The organism is Stenotrophomonas sp. Nf1 (assembly GCF_003028475.1).
In the GTDB taxonomy this organism is placed as follows: Bacteria; Pseudomonadota; Gammaproteobacteria; order Xanthomonadales; family Xanthomonadaceae; genus Stenotrophomonas.
The window spans coordinates 214,130-228,805 of sequence record NZ_PYTV01000004.1; the positions used below are offsets into that span (position 1 = coordinate 214,130).

Genomic DNA, 14,676 nt, shown 5'->3' on the forward strand with positions numbered 1-14,676 from the left:
TCGAATCGTCCAATTCATCAGCCTGAAGGCGGCGTCATTTCTACCTGTTTCCCACCGGCCCACACGCCGGGCGCCATTCACTTGCAACCAGCAGCGCCGGCGCACTGTCCGGACGCACGTTCAGCAGCGTGGCAATCGCGCTGCGTTGGTCGGGCGCGTGTGCAGCGTAGTCAGCAGCAATGCGGTAACCGATCCAGTAGCCAAGATCGCCGCGACGCGTTTCATCGCCGGGTCCGTTGTACAGCCATTGCGACAGATCGGTGCCGGCGCTGTCCTGGGCGAACTGGCGCTCCAGCGCGCACTCGCGGCCCTGGGTCCAGCGGCGCAGATGCGCGTTGGCCGGTTGCCCGGAGATCAGTTCGGCCACGTACTCGGCGCCTCCTTCCAGCAGCGTCTGATAGAGCAGGGTCGGTTGCGCAACGTCCGCGTCTGCGCCGGGCTGCTGGATGTGCACATACTCATGGGCGATCAGGTGCACGAAGCGGTCGCTCACATCGGCCTGCATCCAGTCGGCGTTGCACAGCGCTTCCAGCCCGATCACCACACCGTCGGGCGTGGTGACACCGCCGCTGTTGCCCCGGCCCACCAGCACCGTCACCGGGGGGAAGCGTGCCTCCGGCAGCAGCGCGCCCAGCCGGCCGAGCGCGGCGGCGACGCGGGTGCGGATGGTGGGCAGGGCGGTCGCGCAGCGGCGCGCCTTCTCGAACAGCGCCGGCTTGTCCTGGATCGCGCGCGCCAGCCGTTCCATCGAACCGATGCGGCTTGCGGTGAAACCGTGCAATGCCTTGCTGCCCGGATCCAGGTAGTGGCGCTGCAGATCCTGCGCGCTCGGCCGCCCTTGGTTGGCATCAAGCACCTGGAAGAAGCGCGCGACATCCCCGGTCTGGATGACCACGTGTTGGGCGGCAGGCGCGCGAGTGGCGGCCGGCGCGGGCAGCGCAGCAGCAAGCAGGACCCAGGGCAGCAATACCTGCAGCACTCCGAAGAGGCGGCGCGGCACAACGTGCGATGCAACGGATGACGGCTTCATCAGGTTCCCCAACCCCACGCAGAGGCCGCTACGATAGCGCGGCGGTGGCGCGTGGGTGTGCCGTGGGGCTCAAAGGGTATAGGTCATCGATTCGAGCATCAGGCGCATCCCCGCCTCAGCCGCTTCGCGATTGGCCTCGACCGCGCAGCACGCAGCGTTCAGTCCGTGAACGTGACGGTTTCCATGATCTTTCGCATGCCCGCTTCCGCGGCCTTGCGATTTGCATCCAGCGTCCAGGTGGACGCGTAGCAGTTCCACTGCTGGCCGCACCGCTTGACGGCCAGTACGTGCAGGCGCTGCGCATACGGTTGGTCGTCTTCGAAAAGGGTGTGCTGGAACTGCGTGGCATGGGCCTTCACGCCTGGCGCCAACTGGAAGGACGTGTACCTGGGCGGTCCGTAGTGCCCGCTCTCGCCCACATCCAGCGAGTACGAATAGGCCGCCCAATCCGGCAGCGACGTGGTGTCGCTGGTGTGGGCGACATAGATCTGGACATCCAGGTTCAAGACCTCGAAACGGCTCTTGTCGGCTTCGATGAGTACACGCCGCTGGTTCTCTCCCTCGCTGGGATGGTCTTCCACGACCGTCCAGTTCCCGGGCACCTGCATCTTCAACCCGTCCTTGGCGTAGCTCTTGGGCGATGCAACGTCTGGTGCGGCAGCGGGCTCGACGACGAGGTTCTGCGCAACGGCTGCGACCGGGGCAACACAGGCGATACAGAGGAGGCTTCGGAGCAGCACAGGGTTCACGGGCAATCCTCGGATGGGGGAGTGGCCGCGCATGGTAGAGAGGGCGCGTGTGGCCGGCCATGCAAGAAGTTGCAGATTCGAAGCTTCAGCCAGCTACTAGCCATGTCCCCATAGTTTAGACGCCCATTTGTCCCATAGTTGAGTACGTTCCGGGGTGTTTACACACAGACTATGGGGCAATCTGCCCCATAGTCTGTTGTAGCAAGTCGCAAGATTATGATTTCACGGGGGATTTCCCCATAGTCTGTGCAATCGACGGAAGATGCACAAACTATGAGCACAACAGATTTGGCTATCTATCGGCGCTTAACAGCGGGAACAGCAGGGGGTTCATTGCGAAGTACACGCTGCAGTCGCGATGACCGACTGGGTGGGCTCTTACAAAGAGCAGAGTCCAGGGCATACACTGACAATGATGTGATCGCGGTTGATCGGAGGTCATGCCGTTTCGATATCATCAGCCAGTCAAAAATTTTCCAGAAAACGGTGGCATGGGCATGAACGCAACTGATCGAGATATCCTGATCGTCGGCTTGTTTATAGCCTCTTTTGCCGTATCTTTTACCGGGTGGGCCTGCTGGCTTGCTGCGCGTCGAAGGCCTTATCGGTCTCCCAATCGAAAGGTCTGAGTGATCCTCTCGGTCTGGCTTAAAGGCCATAGGCGTATCAATGGAACTTTTCTGGGGACTGGGGGCTTGTGCACAGTCGGCCCCCAGAGCGGCTGCCCAAGTTGCTCAATTGCCAACTCTGCGGCCACGTCGGCGATATCTAAGCCGCACATAGAGGACGTATCCAAGCCACCTGGCTAAGAAGTCGGACTGGCCCTACCGTTAGCGCACCTGCTCGCTTGCGCAGTTCAAGGAGCAAGCGATCTAAACTAACTTTACTCCTCTTCACAAACTAGCGCAGAAGGCTGCATCAAGTCTTTGAAGATACAAGGCTCGTAACCATTTATGAGTCATCAACGCGCGCGAAATGACCGACGCTTGCAACGAGCGTTGATTTGCGTATGTTCGCGGAATGAACGCACTTTTCCTGCAAAAGGCCGCTATCCAAGCATCCTCTGAGGATGAGCTGCTCAACAAGGTCGTGGACGAGTTCGGACTCTATGTGCGCGTCGCTGACCTGTGGCAGCTCTTGGGATTCCGCAGCCTTGACGCAGCAAGGCGAGCTGCAGTCCAAGGGCGCTTGGGCGTTGAGGCGGTGAATCTTCCAGGCCGGCGGGGACATGTTGTTAGATCACATGCGCTCGCCCGCTGGCTGTTTGATGCAGCAAGAGAGAAGCCCAATTTCTGACTGACTTGCAATCGTTGCAGACGCATAGGAGATCAATCTATGGACTGAGCAACATCAACTGCGATGGGTAGAAACAACAAACCCCGACTGGCAGGTCGGGGCGTTGTGCGCAGCTAGCGTTCAGATCCGCAGAGCCGAATCTACCCCTGACCCGTATTTCTTTCAAGTACCCGTTACTTCGGGAGGGTGAGGTCATGTCCTCTCGCTTCCGTCAGGGAGACGACAGTGACACCAGACGAGCTCAGAAACAGGCTTAGGACTCTTGACCTCAATGATGAAGATAGGGCCTTCATCCTTGAACTGTTCTTCGAGGGCGCCGGCCGCAAAGTCGGCGCCTATGCGCTCGATAATGTGATCGTGGCGCACTACTCGAAGAAGTGTCGAGACGTGCGCCACCTAGAGAGTCACACCGTTGAACAGACCTTCGCATTTCAGCTTGAGCTGGATCCGGACGTCGTCGCCTACATCTGTCAAGTCACATGCCGTGGCGTCCGAAGAGGCCGACATGTGTCAAATGCCCACGCGGACTTCCTCGTCATCCGTCGTCAATCAGTGGAGGTGGTGGAATGCAAGCCGGCCTCCAAGCTGGAAAAGCTCGTTCAGGCAAAGCCCAACGAATGGATTGTGGAAGATGGCCTGTATCGAAACCTAGCCTACGAGGCTTGGGCAGAAGCACATGGCGTGACCTACAGGGTATGGACATCACCAAGGGTCAACGGCACGCATCATCGAAATCTCCAGTTCATGGTTCATCACTGGGACGAGGAACTTAGCCTCATCCGTCGTGAAGGATTCAATGACGTGCAGAAGCAACTGCTCACTGGGCCAAAGAGCATCGCCTTCTTGATGGAGCGCATTGCCTGGTTCAATGCAGGAGTTGCAGCGGGGCTGATGGCGGATAGGCTCGTATACGGTCCAGTTGAGTATGTGCCCATCACAGACACACACCACTTCCTCCTCACCCTCAGTGAAGAGCAGGCGGACGAAATTGCTGCTGAGGTAGCCGGAGGCGTCTCAAGTCTATTCCTGGACGCGACTGGCCCGGTATCGCTCGCGAGCGCGTCTGATGTCGCACGGGGGACTGCGCTGCTCGCACGGCTTGATGGCATCGAAAAGAACGGCGAACAGGTACCGCGTTGGCTACGTGATGTGGCAAAAAGGGTGAAAAAGGCCCGAGCGGAGGGGCGAAATCCTCTGAACGAGACAGTCACGAACTTCGCCAGATGCGGCAATAGGCAGAGCCGACTAACTGTGGAGCAAACGGAGCTAGTTACCGTTGTCATACAGACGTTCTGGTTGAAGGGCCTGGCCAAGTCAATTGCCGATTTGCACAGAGAGCTGGCAAAGAGATGCGAAAAGGCCGGGGTGCAAACACCGGGTAGAAGAGCGCTGGAGAGTCGCGTCAAGAACACATCCAAGGCTACCCGAGACCTCTCAGTGGGCGGCAAGCGCCTCTACCAAGCCAACAGACCTCGATCCGATCCCCGCTTCAGGGCAGGTACGGCACTCGCCGTGCACTCGGTTCTACACCTGGATGCGACTAAGGTGGACCACAGGTCATTCATACAGGGAACAGAGGGCCTGGATAAGGACTGTCCTCTTCTCTACACAGGTCGCGACGAGGCGTCTGGCTCCGTCATGGCCCACGCGTTTGTGTTTGGCCCCGCTCGGCGCGATGGGCCCATGATTCTGATCAGAAACTATGTCCGCAAGTACGGCTGCGCTCCGCACTCGATTGTTACGGACCGAGGATCAGACTTGAAGGCGGGATTGAGCGAGATCGCGCTCGCCTACGGAATATCTATCCTGACTGTGCCGACCGGAGGAGGTCGCTTCAACTCGGAAGTGGAGACCATTCAAGGTCAGATCAATGCGATGGTAAGTCACAGGATGGATGGCAGCACTAAGCCGGATCAGGCTGGGCGGTCTGTAGATGGAAGGATGAAGAGTCGCTCGACAGCACGAATGGAGTTCTCTACCACAGAGGCTGAAATTGACGAACTCCTTTACACCAACCTTCCAGACAATCCCATCCGCAGCTCCTTCAGCGCGAAGGAGCGCATGGAGCACCTTCTCGAAGTGGCGCCAACCTCGGGAATTCCCGTTGCTTTCGACGATGATTTCAGGTTTCGAACTTCGGTGAAGCTGGACTCTAGGAAGTACGAGGCGACGCGCGGACTCCGCTTCTGCCAGAGGAACTATACGAACGCCGATCTCTCTGCGAACCTCCAGTACGAAACCATCTTGGAAGCACGTAGAGATCCTGAGGACACTACCTTCATTTGGATTCAGACAGATCGTCGTCGGTACAAAGCATGGTGTTCTCTGCTCTCAGAGATCGGTCACTACTCTTCCGAAGAAAGGTACTTCGAGACGATGTGGGACCAGCTGACTAGGCCGGAAGTCAAAATTCGAAAGGAGAAGGCGCAAAGGAATGCCTATGAGCGAACGAGCGCGGCGAACGAAGCGCAGCGCACCCGTGGCTCGATCTCAGCGAAGAACGAACCCAACGTCCGTTCAAAGAAGAGATGTACTGAGTCCATAAAGCAGGCCATGACCCTCAACGTAGACTTCAGCAAGATCCCTGATTTGCTCGCAAGAGAGGGCGCTGATGACCGCTAAAGCAAGGGGCAGAAGCGACCTGCGGAAGATTGAGTATCCGTTCATTCCGCACGCACGTTTCATGAGCACGCAAAGTGACTTGATGCGTTCAGTAGCTAGGGCTCAACCAGGCGACTTCATCTGGGTGATCGCTCCATCCTGGTCAGGCAAGAGCGAGCTGCGTCGGCAATTGCTTCCAGCGCTTGCAGGAAAGCCAGCTCACTGGCGCATCGGCAGCATCCCGCTCATCTCCGTACGGGCGGTTCTCAACCAAGGAGACAAGTTCAATCCGAAGGACTTCGCGCTGCGACTGCACCAGGAGATCACCGAGCCCGAGTTCGGATGGCTCAGGGTTGATGCCCACACCGGTAGCCCTGATCGATTTCATGAAGCTGCGGAACTTCGCGCTGCCTCGAAGTTCTGGCAGGAGATTCGACTACGCAACCCAGAAAGGGAGCTGCGATTGTCCTTTGAAAGGATGGCAAAGACTCGAGGGCTCAGGTACATCATCATCGATGAAGTCGCAAATATCTGCAGAGTTCAGAAGACCCAGAGTGCTCGAAACTACATGTTGGGGATCATGGCTCTAATCGAGGAGATAGGTTGCACGGCGATCATGTTCGGAACCCATGAGGCGGCACCACTGTATGAGCATGCGCAAGAAATATTCAATCGATCAGACATCCTCTACATGCGGCCGTACAACCTGGGCGCTAGTTCAGAGCTGGCGGATTACGCCGCGTTGATCAAAGCAATCGGCAGCAGCCTTCCCTTGGCGCGCGTGTCACTCCTTCAGGACAACCTGGAACTGATTGCCCTGAACGGCGGTGGTGTCTTTGGTCCAACCCTGCGATACCTCCGTCGCGCCAATGAGGAACGTAGTCGCGCTGGTAGCAGTACTCTGAACGAAGATCATCTGCGCGCCGCCTCTGGAACATCGAAGAATCACAGCTTGTTCTGGGCAGACATCGATAACTTCAATCTCCTCGCGAATGCCAAGCGTTCCCATATGCTCTCCGAATTCATGAGGGTCGCAGCCGATGTCTCGTAGCGAGAGAGCCACGGATCCAGCTCTGCCGAGATGGACGGTGCTCCCACCAATGAAGGCCCTGGCGGTGGGAACATCGGGAACCGAATCACTCACTAGCTACTGCTTGCGGCTATCAAAGTTGTGTGGGATTCCATGGACACGCTTCATCTCCATGATCGACTCTGAGAGTAGCTCTCAGGCTGTTAGATACACTGACTGCGCTCGGCTCTCTGGCCCTGGTCCAGTTTCGCTTAGAAGAGCCCGCACACTTGAGCGCTTGACTGGTCAGCGGCTCGTTGGCACCACTCTGTATGGCATTGGAGAGATCATCTCTGGGCGATCTGAAGCGCTTCACAGAGTCGCAGCGTGGTGTCCAATCTGCCTGTGCCAGGCAGCCGAAGAAGGGCTTCCGAACTTCTCGCGACTGATCTGGCGGTTCACTTCCTACTCTCACTGTTCAGTTCACGGTGCTCGAATTGAGCAATGCTGCCCACATTGTGACTTCGCAAGTATCAGAAACAGCGGCTCATTCCTTTGCCCAAAGTGCAATGGATCGCTGGAAGTCCAAGCCCGCTATGACCGTCCAAGTCGCGCGGAGGCCTGGACAAATCACTGCATTGAGGAGCTTATTGAGTGGACCTCGAATCACCCTAGGCAGCCACTTAGGAAGGCTAGTCTCATCAGATTTCTGACTGCCGTTGATTCAGTGAACGAGGCGAAAGCGCTCTCCTACATTGCGCCGAAGAAGGCCCGTGACGACTTTGTGCGGTACGTTCGTTGGAGAGATGCGAGCGTCCCAACTCTTGGCCTTCGGCCTGATACAAGCCGGGTGGATCTTGGAGATCTTCTGAGGGCATCAGCAAAGCAGTGTGTGTCGGTGCTAGACATGCTTCTAAGACCGGAGGAGTCCGCGTCGGCACTGCTTCCAGGCGTCCAGTACCACTTCGAACTTCCCGCGCTTCACGGCAAAGCAGCCAATGACTGCGCCAGACTTGCACGAATCGTCGAAGCGCTGACTGACGACGCCGACTGTGTGCTGCCTGCAATGCAAGTTATCTTATGCTGCGCCGGAATCAGGAAGGCCTACAAATGCCGTATGCCGGGTCACTACTCCAGGTATGCAGTGCAGCTCCGAATTCAGCGCTCGCTCTTCCTGGTGATCTCACCCGGTCGCATCAACTTAGCCTTCCGTGCTGCTGTGAAGATGATTGAGGAGGGCATTGAGGAATCCGATCTAGTGAAGCGTGTTGCTAGACAGTTCTGCATACCAGTGGAGACCTCCGCGGGTCTAGTTCGCTCTGCCTTCACTGTACTGGCCACTGATACTTGTAGCAGTGATCAGGATTGCTTCTGAGTTCCGGTGCACGTTCAGTCTGGAGCATCGGCACGAGAGGCACTCTCATAGCCTGCGGTGCGCCGAAATAAAGCCAGTCCTACCGTGACTGGGGCACGCTCATGTCCGAAAGATACTAGTAGTCTTTGTGTTGTAGGTGACTCAAATCCGTTAAGCGGTATAGATAGTTTTAGGTGCGTCACTGCCTGTGCTCCCTTGCATGCGATGTGGACTCTTCTTCCGAGTACTCCGCAACTCACGCGGAGGGCTTCAACCAATTCGGATGCAGTCGTGCTGGGCGCAGCGATGCGAGCAGCGGCAAGTAGGTTGCCGATTGATACGCGGACTTTCGCGGCAGCCTCGGTTGCTTCCGCCACCAGCGCATCAAATGGGTTGATCGGCGCGTTGAGTTTGATTGCGCTGTCTGTCGACTCGGGAGGTGTCGACTGCGCTGCACGAGTATGAAGATGAAGGTGTTCCCATAGCGCACCTACATCCGTCACGATAACGGCATTGCTGATCTGCGCCATGAAGAGCGCAACCTCCAAATTCACGCAGCGAACCACGAAAGTCTGTGATAGCGCTTTCGGATCTTCCACGATTTGGAGCAGTGCCAGCGGATCGTCCTCCGCCTTACGCCGCATCTGTGCCAGGACTCCTAGGTAATGATCCTCTTCGCGATTCGGCGCAGCGGCCCTGATCAAGGGCAGCAGGGCGCGATCAGGTAGCTGCAGTAGCGAGCGTTCAAGGTCATCGCGCAGCATCCAGCTAAACTCTTCGAGTTGCTGCGGGTCCAAGCGCCATTTGGCGGTGCGCTCCGCTGCCATCGTCCGCATGGCGTACTCGAACTCAGGGTTAAGGTCGCCTGGGTCGGGGAACACCAGTACCTTTCCGGCGAGGATCAATGGCTGGAGCATCAACCAGAACATGATGTTCTTGAGGAATTGTTGCTTGTGCTGCGCAGGCGAACTGATCGGGCTGTATTCAGGCCGCAGGTTCCGGGAGGCGAGAACGGGATCCATTACCAGCACCTGATCAAACATTGGCACCAGGCTTACTATGCTCTCGCCAGCGGTTCGGGGGTCAGACGGACCCATGTAGATCGCCCTTGGGCCGCCGCCGCTAGGTCGTGACAGCAGTGAGGCCAGGTCCGTCCCCTCTGGCCAGAGGCTGCGAGAGATGCGATGTAGCGTCGAGACTTGATCGTCGGAGAGCGTACGCTGGACGTTATGCCATGAATCATCCTCCGTCAGCTTCAGCACACCGCCAATGGCCCGAAGAAAACTGAGATTTCGTTCGCGCAGACTCAACACATCCCACGGTGGACGCTCCCAAGGATGAACTCTTGCGCAGCATTCGCCAAACATGGCTTCTGCGCCACACGGGCACCGGTCCGTGGGAGCCGATACAGCGGCCGGCGGCGCTTTTGCGACAAACTCGTGGTCTCGTGACGTGCGGCCATAGGAGTCGCGATAGCCGGAACTGCCATCCTTGTAGCCGATGTAGATCTCGCCGCCGTAGCGCCACAGTTCCTGCTTCGGGGGAAGCAGTAGCCGAGCGAGGGTTGCCGTGTCCACCTGGGCGGAGTGTTCCGGGTACAGCCAGTCTTGCTCTCCTGCCGCAATGTACCGGTGGGCACGTGCCTTGAGCCAGGTATTCACCGCGATTACCGCATCGGCATCGAAGCGTCGCCCCCTTATCAGCGCGTCGGTACGTAGCAGCGTGTGTCCGAAGTAGCGGGCATTGATGCGCTTCGCCGTCAGCTCAGCGCTGTCTGGATCCTTGGCGTAAGGAAAGTGCGTCAGGATTAGAAGATTATTGGCGTCCAGCGGAAACAGTGTCTGCGTCCCGTTCCACGTGACCGGCGCTTCATTCGGCAGGTTGAGCAACGATGCGTCGAGCGGAAGACCGGCATTGAAGGTCGTGACTGGATGGTCGGTGACCAAGAATTTCACTTCAGAGTCCTCAGCCGATACAACCTCATGCACGCACTCGGCCCAAAGGGTGCCGAACATTTGGCGAAGGTGCTGCATCTCCCGCATTAGCTCGATCTGGGACAGCGCCGGGTATCGGCTGCGGATCCACTCCAAGCCCTTTGGTGTGCGCAACTTCTGCGCTCCTAGGTATGCCAGCATCGGCTGGTACTGGTCGTGGACCTGCGCGGCGTCGCCGCCTATGAATGCTCGAACTGCCTTCGCGCCAGAGTCGTCGATACCCTGGAACAACACTGTTTCGATCTGGTCGTTGAGGTGCTCCCCAAAGCGTGTGATGTATAGGTCGTTCTGCCAGAAGCAGGCCTTGGGGGGGCGCTGTCGCGGTCTCGCCAGAATCGCTGTACCGTTGGGCCTGAGGCGCGGGGGAGCAATGTCGAGAAACCAATTGTCGGCATCAGCAACGCTGAACCCGCGCTGGTACCATTCGGGAACGTAGTGATTCTCACGGGACGGTTTTTGCGCCTTGCTAGGACTGGGGAGGCTCGTCATGGTGCTGGTTCGTCCTCGTGCTGGTCGTACACGAGTCCAATGAAGTGGCGTCTAAACCATTGCGTCGCTTCAGCGTCAATCACTCCATCTATGTACACATCAGCACGGCACACGCGACTGGCAGGAATGTTGAACACCAAATGCACTCCCACTGAGTAAGCGTAGGGGCCGCCTTGGTCGGTCAGCCCACGCAGCTTCCAGATGTCCTTGGCGAAGTCACGATTGATGTGGCGCTTGGCCTCGACGACCAACAGGTTTTGGTCCTGTGCGCCGACACGATGGACGATAAGGTCCGGCACGATATTGGCATCATGCATGTTGCCGGCCGCGTCGGCGTAGATCAGTTCCTTGACAGCGCGGCCGCGGCGATCGTATTCGTTGCTGACTCGATACTCCGGAAATCGCTCCCGGAGACGCACATACAGCTCCGCCACGACTGCGCGTTCTCCTGGGGCTGCATACCTCAGGTGCTCGTCTTGGAGCAGATTGACGATCGCATCGGCCAGGTGCTGCAGGGCGTCAATTACGATTGGCGTCATGCCGTCGCACTCCCATGTAGGTGTACCGCAGTGATGCCACAGCGCAGGACCGATTCGGCCGCGATGAACTACTAGATGCAGCCACGAAGAACACTTGCGTAAGAGTTGACCTCAGTGTTGCCACTTGATGTTCGTAGAGATCCAACGATCGTCCCTAGCACCTGAAGATCCCCACCATCGTTAAGAGCCTGCCCGCAGACTATCCCGCGGATGATGGCCTTTCCGCCCTCTTGAACACTCAGGTTTCGAGCGCACATACCGTACAAGTGCAGGTCGCCACCAGCTGCGACCACAATATCTCACGTCACCTGCCCGTAGAGAGTGAGACTGTCGCCGAGCGTCAGGCCTCCTTCTATCTGTCCTCTCTCGGTTTGCACTTCATCTGGTCATCGCCGCCAGTTGTGCTCCAGTGTCGCCTAACTGGGCTGATGCTGCAGCTGCAGCCGGAGCCGCGTCCAGCCGCTCGGCCTGCTGCTGGTTGCTCGCGGGTACCCATTGGAGTGAGGCTGAAGTTCTCAACGGGTGCGACCAGGAAAGAGCCTTGTCTATCGCACTATGAGTGACATCACATATTGCCCGTCTCGTTGGTCAGCGAGATTTTGAGTGGTTCTGGCATTGAATCGGAGGCCTACATCTGTAAGTGCTTGCCATAGATAGAGATTTCCAATTTCATTTCCTGAGGAATGCTGAATGAATGATGAATTAAGGTGGGTGGTGTCTCGGGCAACGAAACCACAATATGTAGGCGGTCACCCACCGCGACCACAAGATGTTGACGATTTCTGTGGGTAAGCCTGTGGATATCCTGTTCGTAGCGTGCTGGCAAGCAGACTTGCGGAGCCTGATTTGGATAGGAATAATTCGCCCACGGAAGAGCCTAAGGCTCCATCCAAAGAAAACACGGCCGTTTGCAGGTGACATATAAGAGAGGCTCGACCTCCACCTGCAACCGGCTTTTTTTTGCCCAAAGGAAGGGGATGCCGTGGGTAAGAGGTACGCGCTGCTTTTGGATGCTGGATTCGTGAAGCGCAAGATCAAGCGAGATCTTGGCGATGTGACTCCCTCAAACATTGAGCGTTTGGTAGCCTCGATCCGTAAGCATGAGGCGGTGTCAGGCTTTGAGCTTCACCGAATCTACTACTACGATGCCGCTCCCTTAGGAAGGTCAGTTGACCACCCACTCACGGGTGAGTCCATCGAGTACGGCAGCACCGAGGTGTTCAATGAGAATGCGGCGCTACTGAAAGAAGTGGCGAAGCTTCCGCATTTCGCTCTCCGCAAAGGAGAGTGCACCCACGATGGCTGGAGCGCTCAATTCAAGAAGTTGAAGCGCTCCTCAGCAAGATTCGACGCCGACACCAACACGCTCCAGGTTCGCCCCGTAGACCTGAAACCGGTGATCCGCCAGAAGGGCGTGGACATGCGAATTGGCATGGACATCGCTGCCTTGACGTTGAAGAAGCACGTCGACGTGATTGCCATGGTCACGGCGGACAGCGATTTTGTGCCTGCTATGAAATTTGCCAGACGAGAGGGTGCTCAACTCCACCTCTTCACCCTCGCGCACGGGGTGAAAGAAGAGATGTCCGAGAACTGCGACCTTTTGATCTCTGCGAGTGCAAGATCACTGGTAGATCTTCTGCCAGCCGATCCGTTGGCGACTTCTCAGCCAACTTGCTGACCCCGCATCCTCGAGCAAAACCGTAACCGCATCTAGCGAGTCACCGCAAGCAAGAGCCAGTGACTAATGGGCAACCAGTCCATCCTGCAGGACCAAGGCTGCTCGGTGTTTTGACACCTACGGCGCTGCCCCTAGGTCGTGCACAACTGCCTGTCCAAGCTTGAGGCCCGCCGCGAACAGCCGGCCACCTTCTTACCGATCTGGCCGTTGAGCCAAACTGCCTACGCCCGTGCCCAGGAACACACTGCCATGCCTGGTAGGTCGGTGCCTGTCGTTCCACACTGTGGACCGCGGCGCCCATCGGTTGACGTTGGTGGCGCCGGGGATGCTCTGTCACGGCTGTTGGCAACTTCATTGATGGTGACGTGGTGAGCGAGCGCTGCGCGGAGCTCGCGCCAGAGTGAGAACACTCACCCCGGCGCGGGTCCGCTCGGATCTGGGCGCTCTTACATGCCCAGATCGGACAGCCCTGGGTGATCATCTGGGCGACGTCCTAACGGCCAATGGAACTTGCGTTGATGCACGAGAAGCGTCGCTCCATCAAGCCATCGGCGCCAAATTCCCAGTGCTCGTTCCATACGAGCGGTACCAGTTGCCTGAATCTTCATGCCATTCATAGGCATAGTGCACAGCAATACGATTCTCGTTAAAGGCCCACGGCTCCTTGATCAAGCGGTACTCAAGTTCTTTCTTCCACTTGCGGGCCAGGAACTGCCGGGCCTCTTCACGGCCTTGCGTAAATTCGGCGCGGTTCCGCCACTGGGTCTCGAGCGACTAGACATGGTCCGACCTTGACTGCATAGACCTAAACCATACGATGACTGGTGTTGCCCGTACGTGGCAGAAAAACCTGAATACGCATAATTTATAGGCTCTGGTCGCAGAATGCAGAAGCCGTCAGCTAGTGCAGTACGGCAGCGGACCAGCACCCAAGCTGCTCATTCAAATGCCACCGAGGTCTTGGATGGACGCTTGCCTTTGGCGAAGTGCGGCGACCAAGAGCCTGCCTCCTGCAACCCGCCGCCCGCTCGCCCTATTCAACCACTGAGCCTGAAGGCGACCCGCCTCCAGTACATCTTCTGGATCAAAGCTGTCCTTTCTACCGTGCAACGGATCTCCCGGCGAAGCCAGACCGCCAATCAAAGGTTGTACTCGCGCGGGCTCCCCGCTGACGCTTTTGGCATAAGCGGTGGCCACCATACGACTCGCTTGGGGGGACCACCCGCCAAGGACAAGCTCAGTTCCTATCGCCTCTGCAGCCATCCCTGCTTCACGGGCTGCCTTTTCGTAGGCCGGCCAAAGCTGGTCAACTACCAAGCCCAGCTCCCTGCCCAGTTGTTCCATGGTGAAGTCCGCTCGGAAGCTGGCCTGAAGCGCCAACTCATAGATGCGCAGGAAAAACTGTGCGCTCCCGCGAGTCGCTAGTACCAGGTTGTGCTGGGGGATCAGTAGCAGCTTCGCCCCGGCTGAGGGCGCTCCGGTCAGGGCGTCCTCGGCCAAAGTGTCGACCGCAACAAGAAGCTGGTCAGCGCGCAGCAGAACATTGAGGATGCTCAAGGCTCGGGTCCATATGGGGCCAGCTCACTATTGCCGTTATTCCACTCACTGTCGATGGAGGCTCATATGGACATCCCCAGCGTTGACCGCGCCCATGCCGGCGTTGAAGCAGAACTTGCCGCCCATCTGGGGTACATCAAGGCACTTGAGTACGGCCTTCGGGCGGCAATTGCCGCACACCCCGCCGCAGGAACAATGTCACTTCTGTGGGCGCAGATGCTGCCGGAGATCTCGGATCGTTATGCCTCTACCGGCCACGTTGACTTCAATGTGGCTCTGCAACGTGGCCTAAGGATGGTTGGTGCGCAGATCAACGAAGCAGCAGGGATCGTGCCCTCCGGTCCTGTGACCTAGTTCGAGCAAATATTGTTCCGGAG

Annotated in this window: 10 protein-coding genes and 1 pseudogene; 5 read left to right on the forward strand and 6 right to left on the reverse strand. The window is 57.8% G+C overall.

What is annotated here, in order from left to right; genetic code table 11:
• Positions 1-40: 40 nt before the first annotated feature.
• Together C9412_RS09660 and C9412_RS09665 are read right to left on the reverse strand one after the other, a co-directional pair.
• Positions 41-952, reverse strand: coding sequence for a DUF2268 domain-containing putative Zn-dependent protease (locus tag C9412_RS09660; RefSeq protein WP_258190136.1), 912 nt, complete (start codon positions 950-952; stop codon positions 41-43).
• 236 nt (positions 953-1,188) lie between these two features.
• Entirely contained in the window at positions 1,189-1,779 is a 591-nt protein-coding gene (locus C9412_RS09665) for a hypothetical protein (RefSeq protein WP_146160144.1), read from the reverse strand.
• A gap of 1,020 nt (positions 1,780-2,799) precedes the next feature.
• Between C9412_RS09665 and C9412_RS20520 the strand changes: the two genes are divergently transcribed.
• The 3 genes from C9412_RS20520 (at position 2,800) to C9412_RS09680 (ending at position 6,727) form a co-directional block, all read left to right on the forward strand.
• The gene (locus tag C9412_RS20520) at positions 2,800-3,075 is read left to right on the forward strand and encodes a hypothetical protein (protein ID WP_146160145.1); all 276 of its coding nucleotides are present in this window, start codon (positions 2,800-2,802) and stop codon (positions 3,073-3,075) included.
• Positions 3,076-3,300: 225 nt separating this feature from the next.
• Positions 3,301-5,697, forward strand: coding sequence for a transposase (locus C9412_RS09675; RefSeq protein WP_107231417.1), 2,397 nt, complete (start codon positions 3,301-3,303; stop codon positions 5,695-5,697).
• Positions 5,687-6,727: a TniB family NTP-binding protein gene (locus tag C9412_RS09680; protein WP_107231418.1), complete on the forward strand. Its 1,041-nt coding sequence runs from the start codon at positions 5,687-5,689 to the stop codon at positions 6,725-6,727. Before C9412_RS09675 ends, C9412_RS09680 begins: the two co-directional genes overlap by 11 nt.
• A 1,347-nt stretch (positions 6,728-8,074) precedes the next feature.
• Here the strand turns inward: C9412_RS09680 and C9412_RS09690 are convergent.
• Together C9412_RS09690 and C9412_RS20525 are read right to left on the reverse strand one after the other, a co-directional pair.
• Complete coding sequence (locus C9412_RS09690) at positions 8,075-10,522, reverse strand: DUF4238 domain-containing protein (protein WP_107231420.1); 2,448 nt, start codon at positions 10,520-10,522, stop codon at positions 8,075-8,077.
• Complete coding sequence (locus C9412_RS20525; protein ID WP_146160146.1) at positions 10,519-11,061, reverse strand: hypothetical protein; 543 nt, start codon at positions 11,059-11,061, stop codon at positions 10,519-10,521. Before C9412_RS20525 ends, C9412_RS09690 begins: the two co-directional genes overlap by 4 nt.
• A gap of 1,021 nt (positions 11,062-12,082) precedes the next feature.
• Here C9412_RS20525 and C9412_RS09700 point away from each other — a divergent pair.
• Positions 12,083-12,742 (forward strand): NYN domain-containing protein, encoded by a 660-nt coding sequence (locus tag C9412_RS09700; RefSeq protein WP_181358695.1) that lies wholly within the window; start codon positions 12,083-12,085, stop codon positions 12,740-12,742.
• A gap of 446 nt (positions 12,743-13,188) precedes the next feature.
• Here the strand turns inward: C9412_RS09700 and C9412_RS09705 are convergent.
• Both C9412_RS09705 and C9412_RS09710 read right to left on the reverse strand, forming a co-directional pair.
• Positions 13,189-13,516, reverse strand: a pseudogene (locus tag C9412_RS09705) (DUF1348 family protein); the annotation flags it as partial.
• Between the two features lie 168 nt (positions 13,517-13,684).
• Positions 13,685-14,299: a hypothetical protein gene (locus C9412_RS09710; protein WP_107231423.1), complete on the reverse strand. Its 615-nt coding sequence runs from the start codon at positions 14,297-14,299 to the stop codon at positions 13,685-13,687.
• A 66-nt stretch (positions 14,300-14,365) separates the two neighbouring features.
• Here C9412_RS09710 and C9412_RS09715 point away from each other — a divergent pair, with 66 nt between their 5' ends.
• Positions 14,366-14,653 (forward strand): hypothetical protein, encoded by a 288-nt coding sequence (locus C9412_RS09715; protein ID WP_107231424.1) that lies wholly within the window; start codon positions 14,366-14,368, stop codon positions 14,651-14,653.
• Positions 14,654-14,676 lie beyond the last annotated feature (23 nt).

Excerpts from the sequence above, each read along its gene's own strand:
- C9412_RS09690 (WP_107231420.1), bottom strand. The coding sequence starts at position 10,522 with ATGACGAGCCTCCCCAGTCCTAGCAAGGCGCAAAAACCGTCCCGTGAG.
- C9412_RS20520 (WP_146160145.1), top strand. The coding sequence starts at position 2,800 with ATGAACGCACTTTTCCTGCAAAAGGCCGCTATCCAAGCATCCTCTGAG.
- C9412_RS09715 (WP_107231424.1), top strand. The coding sequence starts at position 14,366 with ATGGACATCCCCAGCGTTGACCGCGCCCATGCCGGCGTTGAAGCAGAA.
- C9412_RS20525 (WP_146160146.1), bottom strand. The coding sequence starts at position 11,061 with ATGACGCCAATCGTAATTGACGCCCTGCAGCACCTGGCCGATGCGATC.
- C9412_RS09680 (WP_107231418.1), top strand. The coding sequence starts at position 5,687 with ATGACCGCTAAAGCAAGGGGCAGAAGCGACCTGCGGAAGATTGAGTAT.